Origin of the sequence: Amycolatopsis pithecellobii, from assembly GCF_009707865.1 — a bacterium.
In the GTDB taxonomy this organism is placed as follows: Bacteria; Actinomycetota; Actinomycetes; order Mycobacteriales; family Pseudonocardiaceae; genus Amycolatopsis_E; species Amycolatopsis_E pithecellobii.
Window position 1 is genome coordinate 14,176 of record NZ_WMBA01000005.1, and the last position, 19,851, is coordinate 34,026.

Consider the following 19,851-nt stretch of genomic DNA (forward strand, 5'->3'; position numbering starts at 1 on the left):
CCCGGCGCCCCCGAGAAGCCCATCTTCGGGCCCGGATTCGTTGGCTGGTATGCCTGTCCGCCCTGGTCAATCACGGCCAGTCAATCAGCCAACCGGCACAGCGCCACCGTCCGACGCGGGCAATCCGCTGGCGCTGGAGGAAAGTGCCGCGTAGTAAGGAATATGACCGCAGCATTGCTCGTGACGGCAGAGGCAGGAAAACTGGATGGCTCGTCGCCCGCGACCCGTCGACCCGACCGCCGGACCAGTCCAGGCATTCGCGCACGACTTGCGGAACCTGCGGGAGAAGGCGGGCAGCCCGACGTACCGGGCATTGGCGCACCGGGCGGGTTACAGCGCGGCCACACTGTCCGAGGCCGCGCGTGGCCAGCGCCGGCCGAGCCTCGACGTCACCCTGGCGTTCGTCGGCGCGTGTGGCGGTGACGTCGACGAGTGGCGGCTGCGGTGGCATGACCTCGCCGCCGAGACGAGCACCGAACCGACGCGGGCGCCCGATCCCCAGTCCCCCAAGGCTTCCGGGCCGCCGTCGCCGCCTGAGTCGCCTGCGCCGCAACGGGCTCGTCCACGGCGGTGGCCACGGCGACGCGTTCTCGTCGTCGTGGCGGTGGTTCTGGTCGTGCTGGCCAGTGGTCTGGTCCTCGTCCCGCGGATCTGGTTCCCGGCCGGCTCCCAGCAGGCCGGCTGCCCCGGCGCCGAGCCGGGGGCCTTCACGGGGCTGACGTACACGTTCACCAGAGTGCGTGCCGCGGCTGCGCTGTCCGCTCCCGTCAGCCGGACCGTTCCCGCGGGCTGCACCGTCACTTTCGCCGGTTACTGCCTCGGCGACACCGTGATGGACGAGACCTCGGGCACCCCGGACACCCGCTGGTTCATCCTGCCCGGCGGGGATGTGATGGCTTCCGGCGTCGTACACGGAAATCCGCCCCACACGCTCGGCCCGTCCTCGTGTGCCGGAAACGTCGCGCCACCCACGGCCATCCAGTTGACGGTCAGCCAGAACGGAACCGAACTACGTCTGCAGGCGAGCGGGCAGGGCATCAAGATCGTCGGCTTCACGGCGTTGCGCACCAACGACTCCGACGGCCCCCGGTGGCGGCAGCTCGCGTTCACCGCCGCGCCCGCCTTCGAAACCCACTGGCAACCGGACCGCTCCCCCACCGCGCCGGCGCCGCAGCAGAGCATCACCATCGCCGCGGTCGCCTGCCTGGGCGGCGACGGCCCCACGACGGTGATCGACGCGCGAACACTCCAGCCGGACGACCCCGAGCACGGCACCCCCACCACCCTGTCAGCCACCGCACTGGACGCCGCGACGCGATCGGCCTGCCAGTATCCCGTTAGCTGAGGGGCACCGCAGCCGGACCTGGCCCCTCAGGTGGCCAGTCTGAACGGGTCCCGGTCGCTGGTGGACAGGTCGATCATCGTGTTCTTCGTGCGCGTGTACTCCAGCAGTGCCTCCGTGCCGCGTTCCCGGCCGTAGCCGCTGCGTTTCGTGCCGCCGAAGGGGGCTTGGGCGGCACTCGCCCGGTAGGTGTTGATCCACACCGTGCCGGCGTCGAGGCGTTTCGCCACGCGGTGGGCGCGGCTGATGTCCCTCGTCCAGATTCCTGACGCCAGGCCATAATCCGTGCCGTTCGCCATGGCCACCGCCGAAGGCTCGTCCGTGAAGCGCAGCACCGCCAGCACCGGGCCGAACACCTCGTGCCGCGCCAGCCGCATTTCCGGGGTCACGTCGGCGAAAACCGTGGGCCGCACGAACAAACCGTCCGCCGGGCCGCCCGCCACCATGCGTGCGCCGTCCGCGACCGCCTCGTCGATCCGCGTCAGCACCGACTCGTGCTGGGCGCGGTGCGCGATCGGGCCCATCTCGGTCGCCGGGTCCATCGGGTCGCCCAGCCGGATCGCGCCGGCCCGTTCGGCGAGCGCGGCGACCACCTCGTCGTAGATTCCGTCCTGTACCAGCAATCGCGAGCCCGCGATACAAGTCTGCCCGCCCGCGGCGAACACACCCGCCACCGCACCGACGATCGCGCGCTCGAGATCCGCGTCGTCGAAAACGATGTTGGCCGATTTTCCGCCCAGCTCGAACACGCAGGGCACCAGGTTCGCCGCCGCGTTCGCGGCCACCCGCCGCGCGGTGCCAGGGCCACCCGTGAAGCTGATCTTGCCGACCCGCGCGTCGGACGTGAGCGCGGTCCCGGTCTCCCCCGCCCCGGTCACGACGTTGATCACCCCGGCGGGGAAACCGATCTCGTCCACCAGCCGCGCGAACTCCAGCGTGCTCGCGCTCGCGTGCTCGGACGGCTTCACCACCGCGGTGTTCCCCGCCGCCAGCGCGGGCGCGAGCTTGTTCGCGAGCTGACTCAGCGGCGAGTTGCACGCCGTGATGAGCGCGGTGACGCCGATCGGTTCCCGCGTGGTGAAGTCGACGATCTCGTCACTGTCGAGCGGCTTCGACTCCCCCGTCAGCTTGTCCGCGTTACCGGCATGAAAATGGTAATTCCTTGCGGCGAAGGAGATCTGCGCCTTGTTCTCCCGGAACACCTTGCCGCTGTCCCGGGTTTCGATCTCCGCGAGCAGCTCCACGTTGTCCCGCAAGGCATCGGCCAGCTCATCCAGCAACCGGCCGCGTTCGACGCCGGGGGTGCGGCCCCACGCGGGTGCGGCCTGCTCCGCCGCACCGATCGCGGTCGCGACGTCGTCGGCGGTCGCCGTGGTCAGCCGCACCCACGGCTCGCCGGAAAACGGGTCGATCGACTCGAACCCGGCGCCCGAACCCCGCCGCCACCCACCGCCGACGTACTGGTTCGTGTAGTCCTTCACCGGTCCCTCCCCACCCAGTCGGCCACCCGCTCGCCGACCATGATCGCGGTCAGATGGGTGTTCGCGCGCGGCACGGTCGGCAGCACCGACGTGTCGGCCACGCGCAGGTTCGGCACGCCCAGCACCCGGCACTCCGGGTCGAGGACGCTGCCGATCCCGCAACCACTCGCCGCGTGCGCGGTGTCCCGGATGACCGACGCCGCCCACGCGTCCAGCTCACCATCGGACATCGACAGGTCCACCTCGTTCCCGTTGACGTCCACAAAGGACGTTCCGGTGGGGAAACCGCCCGCCCGCACCAGATCGAAGGCGTGGCGCAACGCGAACCGGGCCAGGGTCACGTCACGAGGATCGCCGAGGAGGTTGAAATCCGCGGCAGGTGGCGTGCCCGGGTCGGCCGAGCTGATCCGCACCGAACCCCGGGAATGGCACTGCGCCAGCTTGCACAGCAGACCACCGAGTTCGCCATCGGGGGCCACGTTGACGTCGGTGAGCAGCAGGTCGCCGAACCCGGAGTCCGGCAGACCCGAGCTGTGCCGCAGGGTGCAGTTGCCGCGCCGCCGCCCGCTGCGGGCCGGGCTCGCGCCGGGCACTCGCAGCAGCAGCTCGAACCCCGCGTGGTCCTGCAACCCGGCGCCGACGGGAAGATCGTGGCGCACCGGAATGTCCAATGACCGCAACAAATCCGCCGGGCCGATACCCGACCGTTGCAGGATCGCGGGGCTGAGCAGGGCACCCGCACTCAGGATCACTTGCGCCGCACGGAATTCGCGTGGTTCACCGTCCACAATGGCCGAAACACCGGCGGCCCTGCCGCCCTCGAACAGGACGCGGTCCACCAGTGCGCCACCGATGATCTGCAGGTTTTCACGCGCGCGGGCCGGTTCCAGATAGGAGTCGTTCGTGGTGATGCGCAAGCCGTTCTCGATGTTCGACGCGGTCAGCGCGATACCCTCGGTGCCGGGCGCGTTGTGGTCGGGCTCCCACTTGTGTCCCATGCTCAGCGCCGAATCACGCATGCCCTCGTCGATCGTGCCCCAGTCCTGTTGCGGCACCCGGGTTATCGGCGTCGGTCCGCCCTGATTGTGGTACGGCTCTTCGCCGAAATCGGCGTCGCGTTCCAGGCGGAGGAAGTACGGCAGCACGTCATCGGCGGACCAGCCGGGCAGCGCCCAGTCGGCGAACTCCTCGACCGGCGGCCGGATCGCGTAGCAGCCGTTGACCGAGGAGCACCCGCCGAGCCCGCGGCCACGCAGGTACGGCGCGGCTTCACGGCCGGCGATCCGCAGCGCGGACTGGCCCTGCCACTGGTAGCCGGCCGGGACGGCGCCGTGGGTCGTGACATCCCACTTGTACATGTTGACCGGGTTGCGCAGGCTCGGCGGGCAGTCCGCGGCCTGCCAGTCGGGCCCGGCCTCCAGCAACAGCACCTGGAAACCGGGATTCTCGCTCAGCCGCCCGGCCAGCGCGGCACCGGCCGACCCGGCACCCACCACAATGCAATCCATCTCCGCCCTCTCAGCCACGCGACACCGTCTCGCTCAGAATCGTCCGTGCCGCAACGGCTTCCTCGTCGATCGTGATGCCGAGACCGGGCCCGGCCGGCACTTCGACGTGCCCGTCGCGGATGGCGAAGCCGCTTTCGCCGACCAGCGGATCGGGGCCGGCGACACCGAGCCCGAAGATGAATTCCGCCCCCGGCATCACCTGCCGCTCCGGCAGGCTCGCGCAGAAGTGCGCCCCCGCGGCCGCTTCCAGCTGCGACTGCACTGCCAGCCCGCCGATGTTCAGCCGCATCGCCGACGCCTCGGCGATCGCCGCGATCCGCTTGGCCGGGTGGATGCCGCCGGTCTTGTACAGCTTGATACACAACACATCCACGGCTTCGGCCTTCGCCAGTTCGTACGCGTCGTGCAGGGTGAACAGGCTTTCGTCGGCCATCACGGGCACCCCGTTCGCCGCCGCGCGCACCCGGGCGAGGCCCGCGATATCGCGCCGGCCAACGGGTTGCTCGACATAGCCCAGATCGAGCGCCGACAATGCGTTCATGGCCTGGATCGTCTCGCTCACCAGCCAGCCGGTGTTCGGGTCGACGCCGATCACCACCTCCGGGCCGACGGCTTCCCGTACGGCGGCGAAGTTCCGCACGTCCTCGCGCCAGCCGCGCGCGCCGGCCTTGAGGCACAGCACCCGGATGCCGAACTCCCCCACCGCACGCTCCGCGTCGGCGACCATGGCGCGCACGTCGTCGGCGAGGCTCACCGACCATTCCAGCGGGATGCGGGACTGGCACAGCCCGCCGATCAGCTTGTGCACCGGCAGCCCGGCGGCCTTGCCCATCGCGTCGTGCAAGGCGAAGTCCACCGCCGCGCGGGCGTTGGAGTTGAACGGCAGCAGCAGGTCGAAATCGGCCCAGATCTGCTCGATGTCGAACACGTCCTTGCCGATCAGGTACGGGCCGTAGATGTCGCGGATCGCCGCGACGACACTGTGCACCGTGTCCGGCACGAAATGGCCCGGCGCCGTCGGCCGGACCTGCCCGTAGCCGACGACACCTTCGGCATGGATCCGCACCAGCACCGGTTTGCCCATCGGCGAACCGGCCGGGCCGGTGTCGTAGGCGCCGCTGGACATGCTCCGGCGCACGCGCCCGGCCAGCTCGGTGACCACGACATCGACTCGTTCGATCTTCATTCCCCGCTCCAGACTGCCAGTGCCCGTGCCGGTGCGCCGTCACCACCGAGTACGTTGAGCGCACCGAGGAACAACGTGACCCACCGGTCCGCGATCTCGCGCAGCACCAGGTTCTCCACGATCAACGTGCCGGCGCCGAGCAACGTGCCGTGCACGTCGTGGTGGTAGTCCGGCGGGCGCAGGCCCATCGGGTACTCCGGCGTGATCGTGTCCGTGCCGACGAGGCGGAGTCCTTGTGCCACCACCCATTCCGCCGCGTCCACGGTCAGATATGGGTGCCGGTCGACGTATTCGGGGTCGCCGTAGCGATCGTCCCAGCCGGTACGGATCAGCAGCGCGTCACCGGGCTGGATGTCCACAATGGACTTCAAGTCGGCCGCGGTGACCGGATCCGGCCCGGCACGCAGGATTTCCGCGCAGTACGCCCGCCCGACCAGCGCCGAGGGTGGCACCTGGTCGATGGTGGTGCCGTCCTCGACGAAATGCGACGGCGCGTCGAGATGGGTGCCGATATGCGTCGGCAGGTCCAGGCGCATCGCCCGCATCCGGTGCTCGCCCCACGTGCGGACCTGGGTGAACTCCGCCGCTGGAATGGTCCGTGCGTGCGGCATCCCCGGCTCCAGCGGGCGTGACAGGTCAATGACCTGGGACATGGCTTTCCTCCCTCACCCCGACGATGGTGCTCCCCGTAGCGGACTCGCGCAGGCCATCCCGGCCGGTTTCGCGGCAGCGGGCGACCGCGACCAGGCCGAGCGCGGCGAAGAACGCCAGCAACACCGCCACCGGCCAGGTCGCCCCGGCACCGGCGGCCGCCGCGGTCGTCACCACGGGAGTCAGGCCGCCGACGATGGCCGCGGACGTCTGGTAACCCAGCCCCGCACCGCTGTAGCGGACCTCGGGCGGGAACAGCTCGGGCGCCAGCGCGCCCGGGATGCCGTACATCACCCCGATCAGCACGCCGCCGATCAGCATCACCACCACGATCCCGGCCGCCGAACCCGCCTGCACCACCAGGAACAATGGGTAGGCCGCGACGATGGTGAAGATCGCGCAGCCGAGGAACACCGGGCGCCGGCCCACCCGGTCGGTCAGCCTGGTTGCGATGATCACCGCCAGCAACTCGGCGACGGCGAACGCCAGCAGTCCGCCGAACAGCGCCGGTTTCGGCGCGTGCACGGTGGTGTTGCCGTAGGCCGGGATGAACGTGACGAACATGTAGAACCCACCGCTGGTCGCGGAGAACATGCCGAAGGTGAGCAACAGTTCGCGCGGGTGACGGCGCAGCACGGACAGCACCGGGTAGCGGGTCAGTGCCTTCTGCTCGCGCGCTTTCGCGAACGCGCGCGTGTCCTCGAGGTTGCGGCGCATGTAGAGGCCGACGACCACCAGCACGGCGCTGAGCAGGAACGGGATCCGCCACCCCCAGGCCCGCAGGGCATCGCCCGGCATGAGGCCGATGAGGGAGAACACGATCGTCGCGATCAGCAGTCCCAGCGGCGAACCGACCTGCGGCCAGCCGCCGTATCGCCCGCGCTGCCCGTCCGGCGCGGACTCCACCGCGTACACCGCGGCGCCACCCCACTCGCCGCCGATGCCGAAGCCCTGGCACAACCGCAGCAGCACCAGCAGAATCGGGGCGGCGACGCCGATCTGGGCGTAGCCGGGCAGGAAGCCGATCAGCACCGTCGCGGTGCCCATCAGCAGCAGGCTCGCCATCAGCACTCGCCGGCGGCCCAGCCGGTCGCCGAGGTGCCCGAACACGATGCTGCCCAGCGGACGGGCGAAGAAGCCGACGCCGAACGTGGCGAACGACAGCAGCGTGCCCGTGACCGGGCTGAACCCGGGGAAGAACAGCTTGCCGAACACCAGCGACGCCGCCAGCCCGTAGGCCTGGAAGTCATACCACTCGATGGTCGTGCCCACAAGGCTGACGACGGCCACCTGCCGCGGTGAGGGCGAGCGGGGCTCGCCGCGCGCGATCGGACCAGACATCGTTGTCTCTCCTCTCGGATGGGGAACCGGTCAGTCGCGGAACGGGTCCGCGGGTTCCATTGTGGACAGATCGACGTACACCGCTTTCGTTTCGGTGTAGTCGTCGAGCACCTCCAGTCCGTTCTCTCTGCCGATACCGCTCATCTTGAACCCGCCGTAGGGCAGGGCGGGCAGGATGGGGCGGAACGTGTTGACCGACACCAGACCTGTCTCGATCCGCGCCGCGACCCGGTGCGCTCTGGCCACATCGGACGTCCACAAGCCACCGACCAGTCCGTACCGGGTGTCGTTGGCCATCGCGACCGCGTCGTCCTCGGTGTCGAACGGAAGTACCGACAGCACCGGACCGAACACCTCTTCCTGTGCCAGGCGAGAAGTATTGTCCACATCGGCGAACACGGTCGGCTCGATGAAGTACCCGCGCTCGAAACCGTCGGGACGGCCGCCGCCACACAGCAGCCGGAACCCGGCGTCGCGGCCGTAGTCGATGTAGGAGCGGGTTTTGGCCAGCTGCTCGGCGGACGTGTGTGGGCCGATGTGCGTCTTCGGATCGAGCGGCAGGCCGACCCGGATCCGCGCCGCCCGTTCGGCGAGCCTGGTGGCGAACTCCTCATAAACCGGGCGCTGCACGAACACGCGGGACGCGAGCGAGCAGGACTGTCCGGTGGAGCGGAACGCGCTGTGCACCGCGACGGTCAGCGCGCGGTCGAGATCGGCGTCGGCGAACACGAGGTAGGGCGATTTTCCGCCGCACTCAAAAGAAATTCGTTTCAACGTGCCCGCGGCCGATGCCATGATCTTCTGTGCGGTGCGATGCTCACCGGTGAAGGTGATCTTGTCGACGTCCGGGTGCGCGGCGAGTGCGGCACCGGCGACGCCGCCGTACCCGGGCACGATGTTGACCACCCCGGCCGGGAATCCGGCCTCCGCCACCAGTTTCGCCAGTTCGAGCGCGCTCACCGGGGTCAGCTCCGCCGGTTTCAGCACGACGGCGTTGCCCGCGGCCAGCGCCGGGGCGAGCTTCCACGACGCCAGCGAGATCGGGGAGTTCCACGGCAGGATCGCGCCGACCACGCCGACGGGCTGACGGCGCGTGTACGCGTGTGCCTGCGCCCCGACCGGGACCTCGGCACCGCGGATCTTGTCCGCGGCACCGGCGAAGAAGGTGAACCAGTCGGCCGCCCGCAGCATCTCGCCGCGGGTGTCCCGGATCGGTTTGCCGTTGTCGCGGCTTTCGATCTCCGCGAGCCTGTCCGCGTCGCGCCGCAGCAGTTCGGCCAGCCGCAGCAAGAGAGCCCCGCGTTGGGCCGGTGGCATGCTCGCCCACGGCCCGGTCATGGCGGCTCGTGCCGCGGCGACGGCCCGGTCGATGTCGTGCTCGTCGGCTTCGGCGACCTCGGCCCACACGGCTTCGGTGGCCGGGTCGATGGATTCGATGACCCGGCCCGAGTGGGCCGCGGTCCATTCGCCGCCGATGAACAGCCGGTCGTATTCGCGGACCTCCAGCGCCACCGTCACGCTGCGCCTCCCACCATCGCCAGCGCGTCGCCGACCGTCGCCGTGCCGGGCAGCGCCGCCAGTTCCGCGCCGATCTTGCGGGCGTCGTCGCCGAGCAGCCACCCGGTGTTGCGCTCGAACTTGTCGAGCACGTCGTCGTCGGACAGCGGGGCCTCCGGGCAGCCAGGGTGGTAGGGCACGCGCTTGTGCCACGTCCGGCCCCCCGCCTCGATCTCCAGTACCGCCGGGCAATGCTTCGGGTAGTCGGAATCCGGATCCTCACCGGTGTCCACTGTGGACGCCAGTGCCCGGACGTCCGGATCGGACAGTGCCCGCGGCCGGAAGGTCGCCAGGCCCACGTCGCCGTGGATCAGCGCACTGGCCACCACATACGGCAGGCTGAACCGGGCTTCGTGCGGCTCGGTCGGCTGGGTTTTGCGTTCGGCGGGCTGGGTCACCAGGGTCAGTCCCGGTTCCGCGAGCAGGCACCGGATGCGCTGGATGTCCCCGACCGGGAGGCCTTCGGCCAGCAGCTGCTTGACGCCGTCGATGAAGGCGTGCAACAACTGGCAACACGGGTACGGCTTGATCGCGGTGTCGGGCAGGTGCCAGCGCGTGCCGAGGCCGTCCGCCCCGGCAGCCCAGTCCAGCTCGCCCTCGATCGGCGTGAGGTGGGTGCGGAAGAACCCCATCTCGCCCTCGAAAACCGTGTCGGGGCCGGTGATCCCCGCCGCGGCGAGATCGGTGGCGGCGATCCCCGCGTGGGCGCCCCACCCGCCGTGGAGGACCTTCGACGTCGACCCGGTGCGGGTGGATTCCTGGATTCCCGAGGCGAACGTGCCCGCGATCCCGAAGGCGTCGCTGACCCGCGCGGCGTCGAGCCCACGCAGCCGTCCGGCCGCGGCGGCTGCACCGAACCCGCCGAGCAGCGAGCTGGTGTGGTAGCCGCGCGCAAGAAACCGTTTGCCCGCAACGAAACCGAGCCGGATCATCACCTCGTATCCGGCCACGATCGCGGTCACCGCGTCCTCGATCGTGGCGCCCCGCTCTTCGGCGACGGCGAGCACCGCGGGGGTGACGGTGGAACCGGGACGGGCGAGCGAGGAGCCGTGCTTGTCGTCCATCTCCAGTTCCTGGGCCAGCGCGCCGTTGAGCAGCGCGGCGGACTCGGGGCGCGCGCTCGACCCGGTGCCCAGGACGGTCGCGCCGATGCCGCGCCACGCCTGCGCGGCCCGGCCCAGCGCGACACCGCTCGTCTCCGCGGGATCGGCGCCCGCGATCGCGACACCGATCGAGTCCACCACATGCCACTGCGCGGCCCGGCGCACCGCCTCCGGAATGGCCCCGGCGCGCAGCCCGGCGCTGAATTCGGCGAGTGCCGACGCGAGAGTCACCGGACCTCCCCGGCACGGCGGGCCAGCGTGGCGACCGGATCGGACTGGTTGTCCAGGTCGAGCACGACCCGCTGGATCTCGTCGGCGGCCTCACTCGTGATCACCCGGGTGGCCAGGTTCCGGAACTTCGCCGCGATGTCCTCATCGGACAGTGGGTTCTTCCAGTGCCCACTGCGGTACACCACGTTTTCGGTGTGTTCCTGGCCGGACTTCGTGGTCAGGGTGACCCGGACCGCGCGCATCTCGTCCTTGCCGAGCGCGTCCAGATCCGGCGCGACGACGACCTTGACCCGGTCGGCGAGCGCGAGAATCTGCGGGTCCGCGAGCCGGTCGTCGGTGTAGCCGTCGATGAACGCGGTGCCGTCGATCAGCGTGACCGCCGCGGTGTAGGGCAGGTTCATCTGCGCGGCAATGGTTTCCCCGTTGGGCACGTACGGCCATCCACAGTGGACATACACCATCTCGGTGGTCTCCACGAGCACGCTCTCGACCTCGTCGGCGGTGATACCGGCCCGTGCGCGGATGGCCCGCAACGCGTCCACTGTGGTCTGACTACTCGCCAGCGACGAGTACTGCTTGAAACCGTTGCGCAGGATTTCCCAGTGCTCGCCCAGTTCCCGGACCGCGTAGTCGAGGTCGTACTCGGCGGCGTAGGTGGAACAGAAGCCGCCGTAGGGCGCCTCCAGCACGTCGCGCACCCCGGTCAGCCCTTCGCGGGCGGCGAGGGCGGCGATGATCCCGTTCTGCGCCGCTTTGCCCGAGTGGAACCGTTTCGCCATCGCGCCGTACTGCGCCGCCATCAGCCCCGCCGCCTGGGAACCGGCGAGCCCCAGCGCGTTCACGTACTGTCCGGCGTCCAGTCCCAGCAGCGTGCTGATCGCGGCGGCCGAGGCGAACGTGCTGGTCAGCCCGCACGGGTGGAAGCCGCGGTGGAAAGCGCTCGGGCTGACGGTGTTGCCGACCCTGGTGCCGACCTCGTACCCGGCGACCACCGCGGTGACGATCTGCTTGCCGTCGAACGGGCCCATCGCCTCGGCGACGGCCAGCACCGCCGGGACGACACCCGCGCCGTAGTGCGACATGGACTGGTCGTGGCAGTCGTCCAGTTCGTAGCCCTGTGCCGCGGTGCCGTTGATCATCACCGCGCCCAGCGGGTCGGCCTTGAGAGGGCGGCCCCAGGTGCTCGCCGTCGCGGCCTGGCCCAGCAGCCCGACCGTGCGGGCCACCGCGTCGACCCAGGGCGTCGCGGACCCGTAGATGCCGCAACCGAGGCTGTCCAGGACGCAGCGCTTGGCCATCGCGATCACTTCGGGCGGCAGGTTCTCGTACCGCAGTTCCGCGGCGAACGTGGCCAGTTCCCGCGTCACGGGCCGGGTGGCGACCGCGCTGTCGATCGTGCCGGTCATCGGGTGGCGCTCCTTTCCCCGGTGTGCGCACCGGCGGCGTGGGCGGCCCCGGCACCGGCGAGGCGGCCGAACACCGCGCCGCTCGTGAGCCCGCTCGCGCCGGGATAGTTGTGATAAAAAATCCCGCCGACCATCTCGCCCGCGGCGAACAGGCCGGGAATGGTTTCCCCGCTCGTGTCCAGCACCTGGCCGTGGTTGTCGATCTTCACGCCACCGAAGGTGAACGTGATCCCGCACGTCACCGCATAGGCCGTGTACGGCGCGGTGTCGAGCTTGACCGCCCAGTTGCTGCGCGGCACGGGCAGCCCGTCGGCGCTGCGGCCGTCCTTCACGTTGGGGTTGAAGGGAATCTCGTCGCGCACCGCGTCGTTGAATTCCGCGATCGTGCGCAGCAGCTGAGCGCCGTCGACCTCGTCGCCGAGCTTCTTCGCCAGTTCCTCCAGCGTGTTCGCCTTCACCTTCGAGACGTGCCGGGTGCGGTATTCGTCGCGCATCAGGTGCTCGGTCTTGCTGTCGAAGATCTGCCACGCCACCTGGCCGGGCTGCTGGAGCACCGCGCGGCCGTAGGCGGCGTAGGTGTAGTTGCGGAAATCCGCGCCCTCGTCGACGAACCGCTTGCCCTCGGCGTTGACTACGACCGCGAACGGGTAGTTGTGCCGCTGAAACTGGGGCGTCAGCACGAGATCGCCGAAGTCGGTCGCGTTGCGTTCCCAGGCCACCGAGTGACAGCCCGACCAGTGCCCGAACGGCTGCGCCCCGGCCCGCAGCGCCATCTCCAGCCCGTCACCGGTGTTGTAGCGGCTGCCGCGCACCTTCGCCAGATCCCAGCCTGGGCCCAGATAACGCGTGCGCATCTCCGCGTTGGCCTCGAAACCGCCGCACGCGAGCACGACCGAGCCGGCCCGGAATTCCCTTGTGGCGCCGTCGATCCTGGCGCGCACCCCGTGCACCCCGTCGTCGTCACGGATGAGGTCGGACACCCAGGCGCCGTAACGCACGTCGACCCCGCGCCGCCCAGCCGCCTTGTACAGCGCCTCGATCAGACCGGGGCCGCCCGCGGCGACGGCGATGGTGGCGCCGCCCCAGAAGGTGAACCTTCCGTCCACTTTGTACGCCTGGCGGCCGAAGTTCGGCATGAACCGCACGCCCTGGTCCCGCATCCAGAGCAGGGTTTCCTTGCTGCGCTTGACCAGGATCTCGCACAGGTCGGGATCGGTCCGGTACTGGGTGATCCTGGCCATGTCGTCGAAGAAATCCGATTCGGTGTACTGGCCGAAATCGGAGATTTCCATTTCCTCGTCGGTGAGATCGGGGGCGAGCGCCCGGATGTCGGCGGCGCCGTCGTACACGACGCGCATGAGGCCGTCGGTGTAGACACTGTTGCCGCCGCGTTCCTTTTCCGGCGCACGTTCCAGGACGAGCACGCGGGCACCTTCTCCCGCCGCGGAAAGCGCGGCGCACAGTGCCGCGTTTCCCCCGCCCACGACCACGACGTCGTATGTACCCTCAGCCATGCCGGGAGCGTATCACCGGAAATTATGCTGGAGCAGAACATTATACTATGCTGGCATACTGACGGCGTATACTGAGTTTCCCGCGGAGGCATGGTGAAACTGCAGCAACTGCATTACGTGCTGGAAATCGTCAACCACGGCAATCACCTTTCGGCCGCCGCGGAGGCACTGCACACGTCGCAGCCGGGCATCAGCCGGCAGTTGCAGCTGCTCGAATCGGAGCTGGGATTCGATATCTTCGCCCGCTCCCGCAACCGCATCGAGGGGCTGACCGAGCCGGGCGAACTGGTCGTCGACCTCGCCCGCCGGATCATGAGCGATGTCGCCGCGCTGTCGTCGCTGAAGGCTGATCTACAGGCGACCGACCGGGGCACCCTCACCATCGCGACCACGCACACGCAGGCGAACTACGTGCTGCCCAAGGTGATCGGCCCGTTCGTCGCCGACTTCCCCGACGTGCAGGTGGTGCTGAAACAGGGCGATCCCGAGGGAATCTGCGCGCTCGTCCAGGCCGGCGAAGCCGATCTCGCCATCGGCACCGAATCGCTGCACTCGTTCCCGGACCTGGTGAACCTGTCGTGCTTCGCGTTGCCGCGGGTAGTGGTCGCCCCGGCCGGGCACCCGATCCTGGACGCGCCCGAACTGACTCTCCAGCGGATCGCCGAGTACCCGATCATTTCCTACGATTCACGGTTCAGCGGGCACTGGAAGGTGCGCACCGCGTTCGAGCGCGCCGGGCTGGAGCCGAAGGTGGTGCTCAGCGCGATCGACGCCGGGGTGTGCAAGACGTACGTGAAGATGGGACTGGGCCTGGCGATCCTCACCAAGATCACGTTCGACCCGGAGCAGGACAACGGCCTGCGCGCGCTGGACGCGGATCATCTGTTCGAGTCGAGTACGACCTGCATCAAGCTGCGGCGCAACATCTATCTCCGGCCGTACCTGCTGGAGTTCATTCACCGCTTCGCATCCCGCCTCACCCCGGACATCGTCCGCGAGATACTCCGTCAGGCGTCCGGGAAGTAGCGTTCGGTACGGGCGAAGGCCCGCGCGGACATGGTGCGCCACACGATGAGCAATCCAATGGTCTGTACCACAGCGGCGACAATCCAGACGCCGCGCAGGGTCCAGTGTTCGGCCACCAGGCCTCCCATCAGAGCTCCCAAGGGGGTCAGTCCCCACGCCAGCGCGCGGTGACTGGTGAGCACCCGTCCCAGCAAGGCGGCCGGGGTGAACCGCTGGCGGGTGGACTGAGAACACACGTTCCAGATGAGCGTGCCCGCCGATTGCGCGACGAGAATCGCCCCCACCGCGACCGGCCACGGTGGTGCGATGGCCACCAGCAGCGGCGTCAGAGCCGCCATGCCCTGCGAAATCCGCAGCGCCCACGAATAGCCGACACGGTCGATCAGCCGCCGGGCGACGAAAGACGAAATGATCCAGCCCACCGCGAGGCAGGCCAGCAGCGCGCCGTAGCCGACGCTCCCGAAATGCAGTTCCTCGGTCGAATACAGCACCAGCATGGTGAAAGTGGCGCTGGTGGAGAACGAGCCCAGCGCGACGGTGACGGTGATGGCACGCAACAGTGGCGCGGCGACCAGATAGCGCACCCCTTCGGCGATGTCCCGGAACGGATGACTCCGCCCGGCTGGCACGGTCACCGGGGCCCGGATACCTCGGCTGGCAACGAAAGCCACCACCGTCATGACGCAGGCGAGCCCCCCGGGAAGGCTCAGCGAAACGGCCAGCAGGGCGCCCGCCGCCGGCGGCACGACGAACTGGACCAGACCACGGTCGATCACCTGCAACCTGGCGTTGGCCGCCGGCAGGTCACCGACCGGGACGAGCTGGGGCAGCAACGCACCCGATGCGCCTTCGCTGAGCACCTGTGACGACGTCACGACGAACGCAACGATCATCAGCAACGGCAGGCTCGTTCCGTGTGCGGTACCGGCGATGGCCAGTGCGACAGCGGCACAACACTGTGTTGCATAAGCGAGCATGAGCACGGTCGTCCGGCGGACCCTGTCGACGAGCACACCGGCGAACAGTGACAGCAGCAGCCAGGGCGCCTGCCCCACCATGTTCACCAGCGACACCGAGCTCGGATCCGTCGTGACCGAAACCGCGAGCAACGGCAACGCCGCCAGTAACAAGCCTTCGCTGGTCGACCCCGCGACGACGACAACCTGGAGCCGCCCCCAGCCTTGCCGCGCCCCGGTCGACGCCCGTGCAGACGTCACGACGGCAGTGTGTCGAGACCTGCCTGGTGCCCGCAAAGAAATCGCACGGTTTCCCCCTCCCGCCGAAAATGTCATTCGTTCGCACCAAGATAGCAGCTGAAAGTAATCGGCCGACAACCCGAACGGCCGTCGCCGTCGGCGGAAAAACCGCCGTAGCTTGGCCAGGCGGTGGGGGACTGGGGAGTTTCACGAAGGCGCGCCGACTCTGGCTCTCACCACGTTGTGTTCACTGGGAGTGAGGAGAAAACCATGGAAGACATTGCCCGGATCGCCGAGGAGTTCGCACACGAGACGTTGAGCGAGATGCCGCACCTGCTCTGATCTCGTTTCGCGGGGGCGTCGCCGGGAACGGCGGCGCCCCCGCCCGTAGCTTCGGCACAAAAAAGGGGGATCCCATGGGCTTTTCGCCGCCCGCCTATGTCCGGCCGCAGGGTGCGAAGGCTTTGCAGCGTCGCCTCACGGCTTTGCTCAGCGCCGGTTTTCCCGTGCCGTGCGGGGTCTACGCCGGACTCGCCGACCCCGGGCCACGATCGCCGCGGCACGCCGTCGTCACGCACCGGGTCGCGACCGAGCTCGCGGACCGGACCGCCGAGCGTGTCCCGCGGACCAACACCAATCCGGCACCGATCCTGCGGGTGCTCGCCGCGGCCAGCTGGGGCCGCGCCGATGCGATGGGCAGCGACCTTTCCGCGTTTCCCGTCGATCTCGCGTCACCGCTATGGCGGGACGTCGCGGACCTCGCCGCGGAGCCGGCCGAGCTGACCGTGCCGGAACGACGTGTCGCCGCGGATCTGTTGCTACGACTGGGTTATGTCCGCCACGCGTCGAGCGTGCTCGGCCTCGATGGCGTCACCGCGAGCGCCCACGCGTTCAGCACACCGGAACTCGCCATCAAGGAATTCGCGGTCCTGTACTGGCGGCCGCACGATTCGTCCGAATTGGACAGTCTGGCCTTGCGCGGTGCGGCCGATCCGGCGTTGCCGGCGGAAACCCGGGTCAGTCTCGCCACGTTCGCCGTTGTGCGGCAAGGAAAACTCGGCGTGCGCAACGCCGTCATGGACGAGGCGGCGAGATTGGCGCAGGACGCCGCCGATGAGCTCTCGGGAAGCTTCGCGGACAGCCTTGCCCGCCAGGCGTTCTACCGTGGCCTCGCGTTCGTCCCTTTTGTACAACGGGATCGCGCCGGCACGCTCGAGCTGCTCGACAAGGCGTATCGGTGCCAGATGGACGCGGTGCCGACCACGGTACTGGAGAAGCTCGCCTGGGACGACTACGCGTTTCCCCTCTTCGAGACGCTGGCGAAGACGAACACGGTGCTGGAGCGACCGGAAAAGGCCGTGGCCGCCACCGACACGCTGCTGGCCATCAGCCCGCACGATCACCGGGCGTGGGCCGCGCGCGGCCGTGCCTTGCTGGCCGCCGGCGACCTCGACGCGGCGTTGGCCGCCTATACCCATATGGAATCCCTGGGCGGGCTCGCCACGGCGTCGGCCGCCTTCCATCGAGGTTGGGTGCTGCACCGGCTAGGCCGCCGCGACGACGCGCAACGGGCGTACCGGATATCCCGGGAAATCGACCCCACCGTCACCGCCGTGACCGAGCAGCTCGAGCACCTCGGCCGGCCGGTCGGCGTCTGACCGTATTTTCCCGACAGCCGAAAGAAGCCGCCGTGCAAGAACCGCACAAGCCGTGGGCCGTGGTGCCGGACGTGATCAGCGACGCGGATCAGCTCATCGCCACCTACAGCTCTCAGCTCGAAGACAAGACAGGGCAAGCAAGCGCCGGTGAAACGCGCATCGTCGACGGCAAGCGGATTTTCGACCCGGGCCTGGAACGGGATCTCCAGCGGGGTTTCGACGAAGCAGCCAAAGTCACCGGAATCGAATACACCGCCATCGAGGGCGTGACGATCCTCCGCTACCCCAGCGGAGGCGAATACTCGTGGCACGCCGACAACGAGCTGGTGCCGGGGCTCGGGGACACCCGCAAACTGTCGATGGTCGTCGCGCTCAACACGGAATTTGAAGGCGGTGGCACGGAAATCATGTGGCCCCGCCCGGGATTCAGCGAAAAGATCTCGCTACCGCCCGGAGACGCTCTGATCTTCCCGTCCTTTCTCTACCACCGCGGCTGCGTGACCACCGCCGGCGAACGATGGATCATCGTCGCCTGGGCCGAAGGCGCGCCCTTCCGCTGACTCACCTGCGGCGGCGGGTGCCGGACAGGCCGCGGGTGATCTCCCGGCCGCGGCGCTCGCGGCGGAGCGGAAGAACGGCGCGAAGGTCCTCGGTGTCCGGCAGCGGCAGGCCGTTGCCGTCGGCCCGTGGAAGGTCAACCCCAGCGTGGACTCCTGGGTTTCGTTGAGCCCCAGCACGTTCGACAGCAGCAGCGGGCCGAACCCGCTGCTCGTCGCCCGCACCGGGACCCCGGCGGCGGAAAGCCGCTCGGCGAGCCCCTGCAGCGTCTTGGTCTTACCGCTGCCGGTCGCACCGGCGATGAGCCCGTGCCGGTTCATCATCGCCGGCGGAATGCGGACCACGGCGCCGGGATCGGCTACTCCGTCGACCACCACCGAATCCAGTTCGACGGCGCCACCAGTGATGTTGTATCCGGCGGCGATCTCCCTCGCCGCCCTGGCGCGAGAGGATCGATTCTGATATACAGGTCTCCATTCCTAGAAAACAGGACAAGGAGCCATCGTGACAAGACCGGCCGAGCCGCGGATCAGCCGCTCACTGACCCTGCACCTGAAAGGCGACTGGGGCACGGCCAACCTGCACCGGGTATGCGGTTGGCTCGGGCAGGAACTGGGCAACCGGTCGGGCCCGTACAGCCGGTACGCCATCTGGAACGGCCGCGGCGGCGCGGACAATGTGCGCGCCGTGGCCCGGGGCGAGGTGGACATCGCGCTGGCCACGCCGGCCGCGTTCGCCGCCGCGGCACTCGACGGGCGCGGGGTGTTCGCCGGTGAGGCCGTACCGGAGTTACGGGCGCTCGGCGTCGTGCCGCAGCGCGACCGGCTGGTGGTGGCCGTCCGCCGGAGCCTCGGCATCACATCGTTCGAGCAGCTGCGCGCCGAGAAACCCGCGCTGCGCCTGGCAACCGGCGTCAACGACGGCGAGAACTTCGTCGGGCTCGCCGCGCACGAACTGCTCACCCGGTCCAAAGTGGACATCGAAGGCTGGGGCGGGCAATGGCTGGGCGACGAGTGGCCGCACACCACGTTCGCGCACGTGCTCGCGGGTCGCGCGGACGCGGTCGCCCACGAGGCCATCATGTTGCCGCACTGGCAGGAGTTCGGTGGTGACATGCATTTCCTGGAGGTCGAGCCCGCGGTGCTGCGGTCACTGGAGGCGGATTTCGGCTGGCCGGCGGCACGCATCGACGCGGGCTGGTTCCCGGGTGCGGACGCCTTCGGCACACTGGACTTCTCCGACTTCATCGTGCTGACCCGCGAGGATCTGCCCGAGGACGTCGCCTACGCGATCGCCTGGGTACTCGGGGAAACCCGGGAGGTCCTGGAAAGCCAGTACCGGCACCTGCCCAGCGAACGCAGCCCCGTCACCTACCCACTGGACCCGGTGGCGATCGGGCGTACCCCCGTTCCGCTGCACCCTGGCGCCGCCCGCTACTACGAGGCGCTCGGCTAGCCCCACCTCACGGACCAGCGGGACCCGCGCCGCGCAGGAACTGCCTGGCCGCGGTCTCCACCAGCCCGTCGAGCAGTTCGGGTTTGACGATGTTCCCGTTGATGATCGACGCGATCCCTTGCAGCGTCGCGAAAAGGACGATCCCGATCCGCTCGGGGTCTCCTTCTTCGAGCTCACCTTGTTGCTGCCCTTGGATGATCAGCTCGTTCATCAACCCGAAGGGCGCCTCGGCCGCCTTGGCGAGCCGCTCCGCGTCCGGCCGGTGCTTGCTGGTGTACATCAGTTCGAGGAGCGCGGCGTTCTCGGTGGCGAAACGGGTGTAGGCCATCATCGCGGCCTCCACGCGCGCCGGGAAGTCGTCGTCCGCACTCGTCAAGGCGGTACGCAACATCGCGCCCAGGCGGGCGAAGCCGGCTTCCGCGAGTGCGTCGAGCAGCGCCTGCCGGTTCGGAAAATGCCGGCGTGGTGCGGCGTGGCTGACCCCGATCTCCCTGGCGAGATCACGCAACGACAACTGGTCCGCGCCGTGCGCCCGAAGACCGCGTTCGGCCGCATCGAGCAGTTCGGTGCGGAGGTTTCCGTGGTGGTAGGGCCGCTCTTCAGTCGCGTCGGGCATGCCGGCCACCATAGCCGCCGGT

Annotated in this window: 16 protein-coding genes and 1 pseudogene; 5 read left to right on the forward strand and 12 right to left on the reverse strand. The window is 69.2% G+C overall.

Annotated elements, in window-relative coordinates; all coding sequences use genetic code 11:
- The first annotated feature begins 205 nt into the window (after window positions 1-205).
- Window positions 206-1,345, forward strand: coding sequence for a helix-turn-helix domain-containing protein (locus tag GKO32_RS38305; protein ID WP_208024277.1), 1,140 nt, complete (start codon window positions 206-208; stop codon window positions 1,343-1,345).
- A 26-nt stretch (window positions 1,346-1,371) separates the two neighbouring features.
- Here the strand turns inward: GKO32_RS38305 and GKO32_RS04810 are convergent, their stop codons facing one another.
- Genes GKO32_RS04810 through tcuA form a run of 9 tightly spaced genes read right to left on the reverse strand, consistent with a single transcriptional unit; the run spans window position 1,372 to window position 13,320 of the window.
- Window positions 1,372-2,823 (reverse strand): aldehyde dehydrogenase, encoded by a 1,452-nt coding sequence (locus tag GKO32_RS04810; protein ID WP_312867488.1) that lies wholly within the window; start codon window positions 2,821-2,823, stop codon window positions 1,372-1,374.
- Window positions 2,820-4,349 (reverse strand): GMC family oxidoreductase, encoded by a 1,530-nt coding sequence (locus tag GKO32_RS04815; RefSeq protein WP_154755562.1) that lies wholly within the window; start codon window positions 4,347-4,349, stop codon window positions 2,820-2,822. The genes GKO32_RS04810 and GKO32_RS04815 overlap by 4 nt, the downstream gene beginning before the upstream one ends.
- Entirely contained in the window at window positions 4,342-5,517 is a 1,176-nt protein-coding gene (locus GKO32_RS04820; RefSeq protein WP_154755563.1) for a mandelate racemase/muconate lactonizing enzyme family protein, read from the reverse strand. Before GKO32_RS04820 ends, GKO32_RS04815 begins: the two co-directional genes overlap by 8 nt.
- Window positions 5,514-6,170 (reverse strand): cyclase family protein, encoded by a 657-nt coding sequence (locus tag GKO32_RS04825; protein ID WP_154755564.1) that lies wholly within the window; start codon window positions 6,168-6,170, stop codon window positions 5,514-5,516. The genes GKO32_RS04820 and GKO32_RS04825 overlap by 4 nt, the downstream gene beginning before the upstream one ends.
- Window positions 6,154-7,509 carry an MFS transporter gene (locus GKO32_RS04830; RefSeq protein ID WP_154755565.1) on the reverse strand — a complete coding sequence of 452 codons (1,356 nt, stop codon included), beginning with the start codon at window positions 7,507-7,509 and terminating at the stop codon, window positions 6,154-6,156. Before GKO32_RS04830 ends, GKO32_RS04825 begins: the two co-directional genes overlap by 17 nt.
- 30 nt (window positions 7,510-7,539) lie before the next feature.
- The gene (locus GKO32_RS04835) at window positions 7,540-9,027 is read right to left on the reverse strand and encodes an aldehyde dehydrogenase family protein (RefSeq protein WP_208024278.1); all 1,488 of its coding nucleotides are present in this window, start codon (window positions 9,025-9,027) and stop codon (window positions 7,540-7,542) included.
- Complete coding sequence (locus tag GKO32_RS40060) at window positions 9,024-10,400, reverse strand: MmgE/PrpD family protein (protein ID WP_154755566.1); 1,377 nt, start codon at window positions 10,398-10,400, stop codon at window positions 9,024-9,026. Before GKO32_RS40060 ends, GKO32_RS04835 begins: the two co-directional genes overlap by 4 nt.
- Complete coding sequence (locus GKO32_RS04845; RefSeq protein ID WP_154755567.1) at window positions 10,397-11,806, reverse strand: MmgE/PrpD family protein; 1,410 nt, start codon at window positions 11,804-11,806, stop codon at window positions 10,397-10,399. The genes GKO32_RS40060 and GKO32_RS04845 overlap by 4 nt, the downstream gene beginning before the upstream one ends.
- Window positions 11,803-13,320: an FAD-dependent tricarballylate dehydrogenase TcuA gene (gene tcuA, locus GKO32_RS04850; protein ID WP_154755568.1), complete on the reverse strand. Its 1,518-nt coding sequence runs from the start codon at window positions 13,318-13,320 to the stop codon at window positions 11,803-11,805. Before tcuA ends, GKO32_RS04845 begins: the two co-directional genes overlap by 4 nt.
- Window positions 13,321-13,413: 93 nt before the next feature.
- Between tcuA and GKO32_RS04855 the strand changes: the two genes are divergently transcribed.
- The gene (locus GKO32_RS04855) at window positions 13,414-14,346 is read left to right on the forward strand and encodes a LysR substrate-binding domain-containing protein (protein WP_208024279.1); all 933 of its coding nucleotides are present in this window, start codon (window positions 13,414-13,416) and stop codon (window positions 14,344-14,346) included.
- On the opposite strand, the gene GKO32_RS04860 is transcribed toward GKO32_RS04855, so the two are convergent.
- Window positions 14,328-15,563, reverse strand: a complete 1,236-nt coding sequence (locus tag GKO32_RS04860) for an MFS transporter (protein WP_312867489.1) — start codon at window positions 15,561-15,563, stop codon at window positions 14,328-14,330. The two genes, GKO32_RS04855 and GKO32_RS04860, sit on opposite strands and share 19 nt — an antisense overlap.
- A 395-nt stretch (window positions 15,564-15,958) precedes the next feature.
- Here GKO32_RS04860 and GKO32_RS37880 point away from each other — a divergent pair, with 395 nt between their 5' ends.
- Together GKO32_RS37880 and GKO32_RS39650 are read left to right on the forward strand one after the other, a co-directional pair.
- A complete protein-coding gene (locus GKO32_RS37880) occupies window positions 15,959-17,200 on the forward strand; it encodes a hypothetical protein (RefSeq protein ID WP_166459383.1) in 1,242 nt (413 codons plus the stop codon).
- Between the two features lie 32 nt (window positions 17,201-17,232).
- The gene (locus tag GKO32_RS39650; protein ID WP_166459384.1) at window positions 17,233-17,760 is read left to right on the forward strand and encodes a 2OG-Fe(II) oxygenase; all 528 of its coding nucleotides are present in this window, start codon (window positions 17,233-17,235) and stop codon (window positions 17,758-17,760) included.
- Window positions 17,761-17,779: 19 nt separating this feature from the next.
- Here GKO32_RS39650 and GKO32_RS04870 read toward each other — a convergent pair.
- Window positions 17,780-18,183, reverse strand: a pseudogene (locus GKO32_RS04870) (helicase HerA-like domain-containing protein); the annotation flags it as partial.
- 79 nt (window positions 18,184-18,262) lie between these two features.
- Between GKO32_RS04870 and GKO32_RS04875 the strand changes: the two are divergent.
- A complete protein-coding gene (locus tag GKO32_RS04875) occupies window positions 18,263-19,213 on the forward strand; it encodes a TAXI family TRAP transporter solute-binding subunit (protein ID WP_208024280.1) in 951 nt (316 codons plus the stop codon).
- 7 nt (window positions 19,214-19,220) lie between these two features.
- Here the strand turns inward: GKO32_RS04875 and GKO32_RS04880 are convergent, their stop codons facing one another.
- A complete protein-coding gene (locus GKO32_RS04880; protein ID WP_154755572.1) occupies window positions 19,221-19,829 on the reverse strand; it encodes a TetR/AcrR family transcriptional regulator in 609 nt (202 codons plus the stop codon).
- Between the last annotated feature and the right edge of the window lie 22 nt (window positions 19,830-19,851).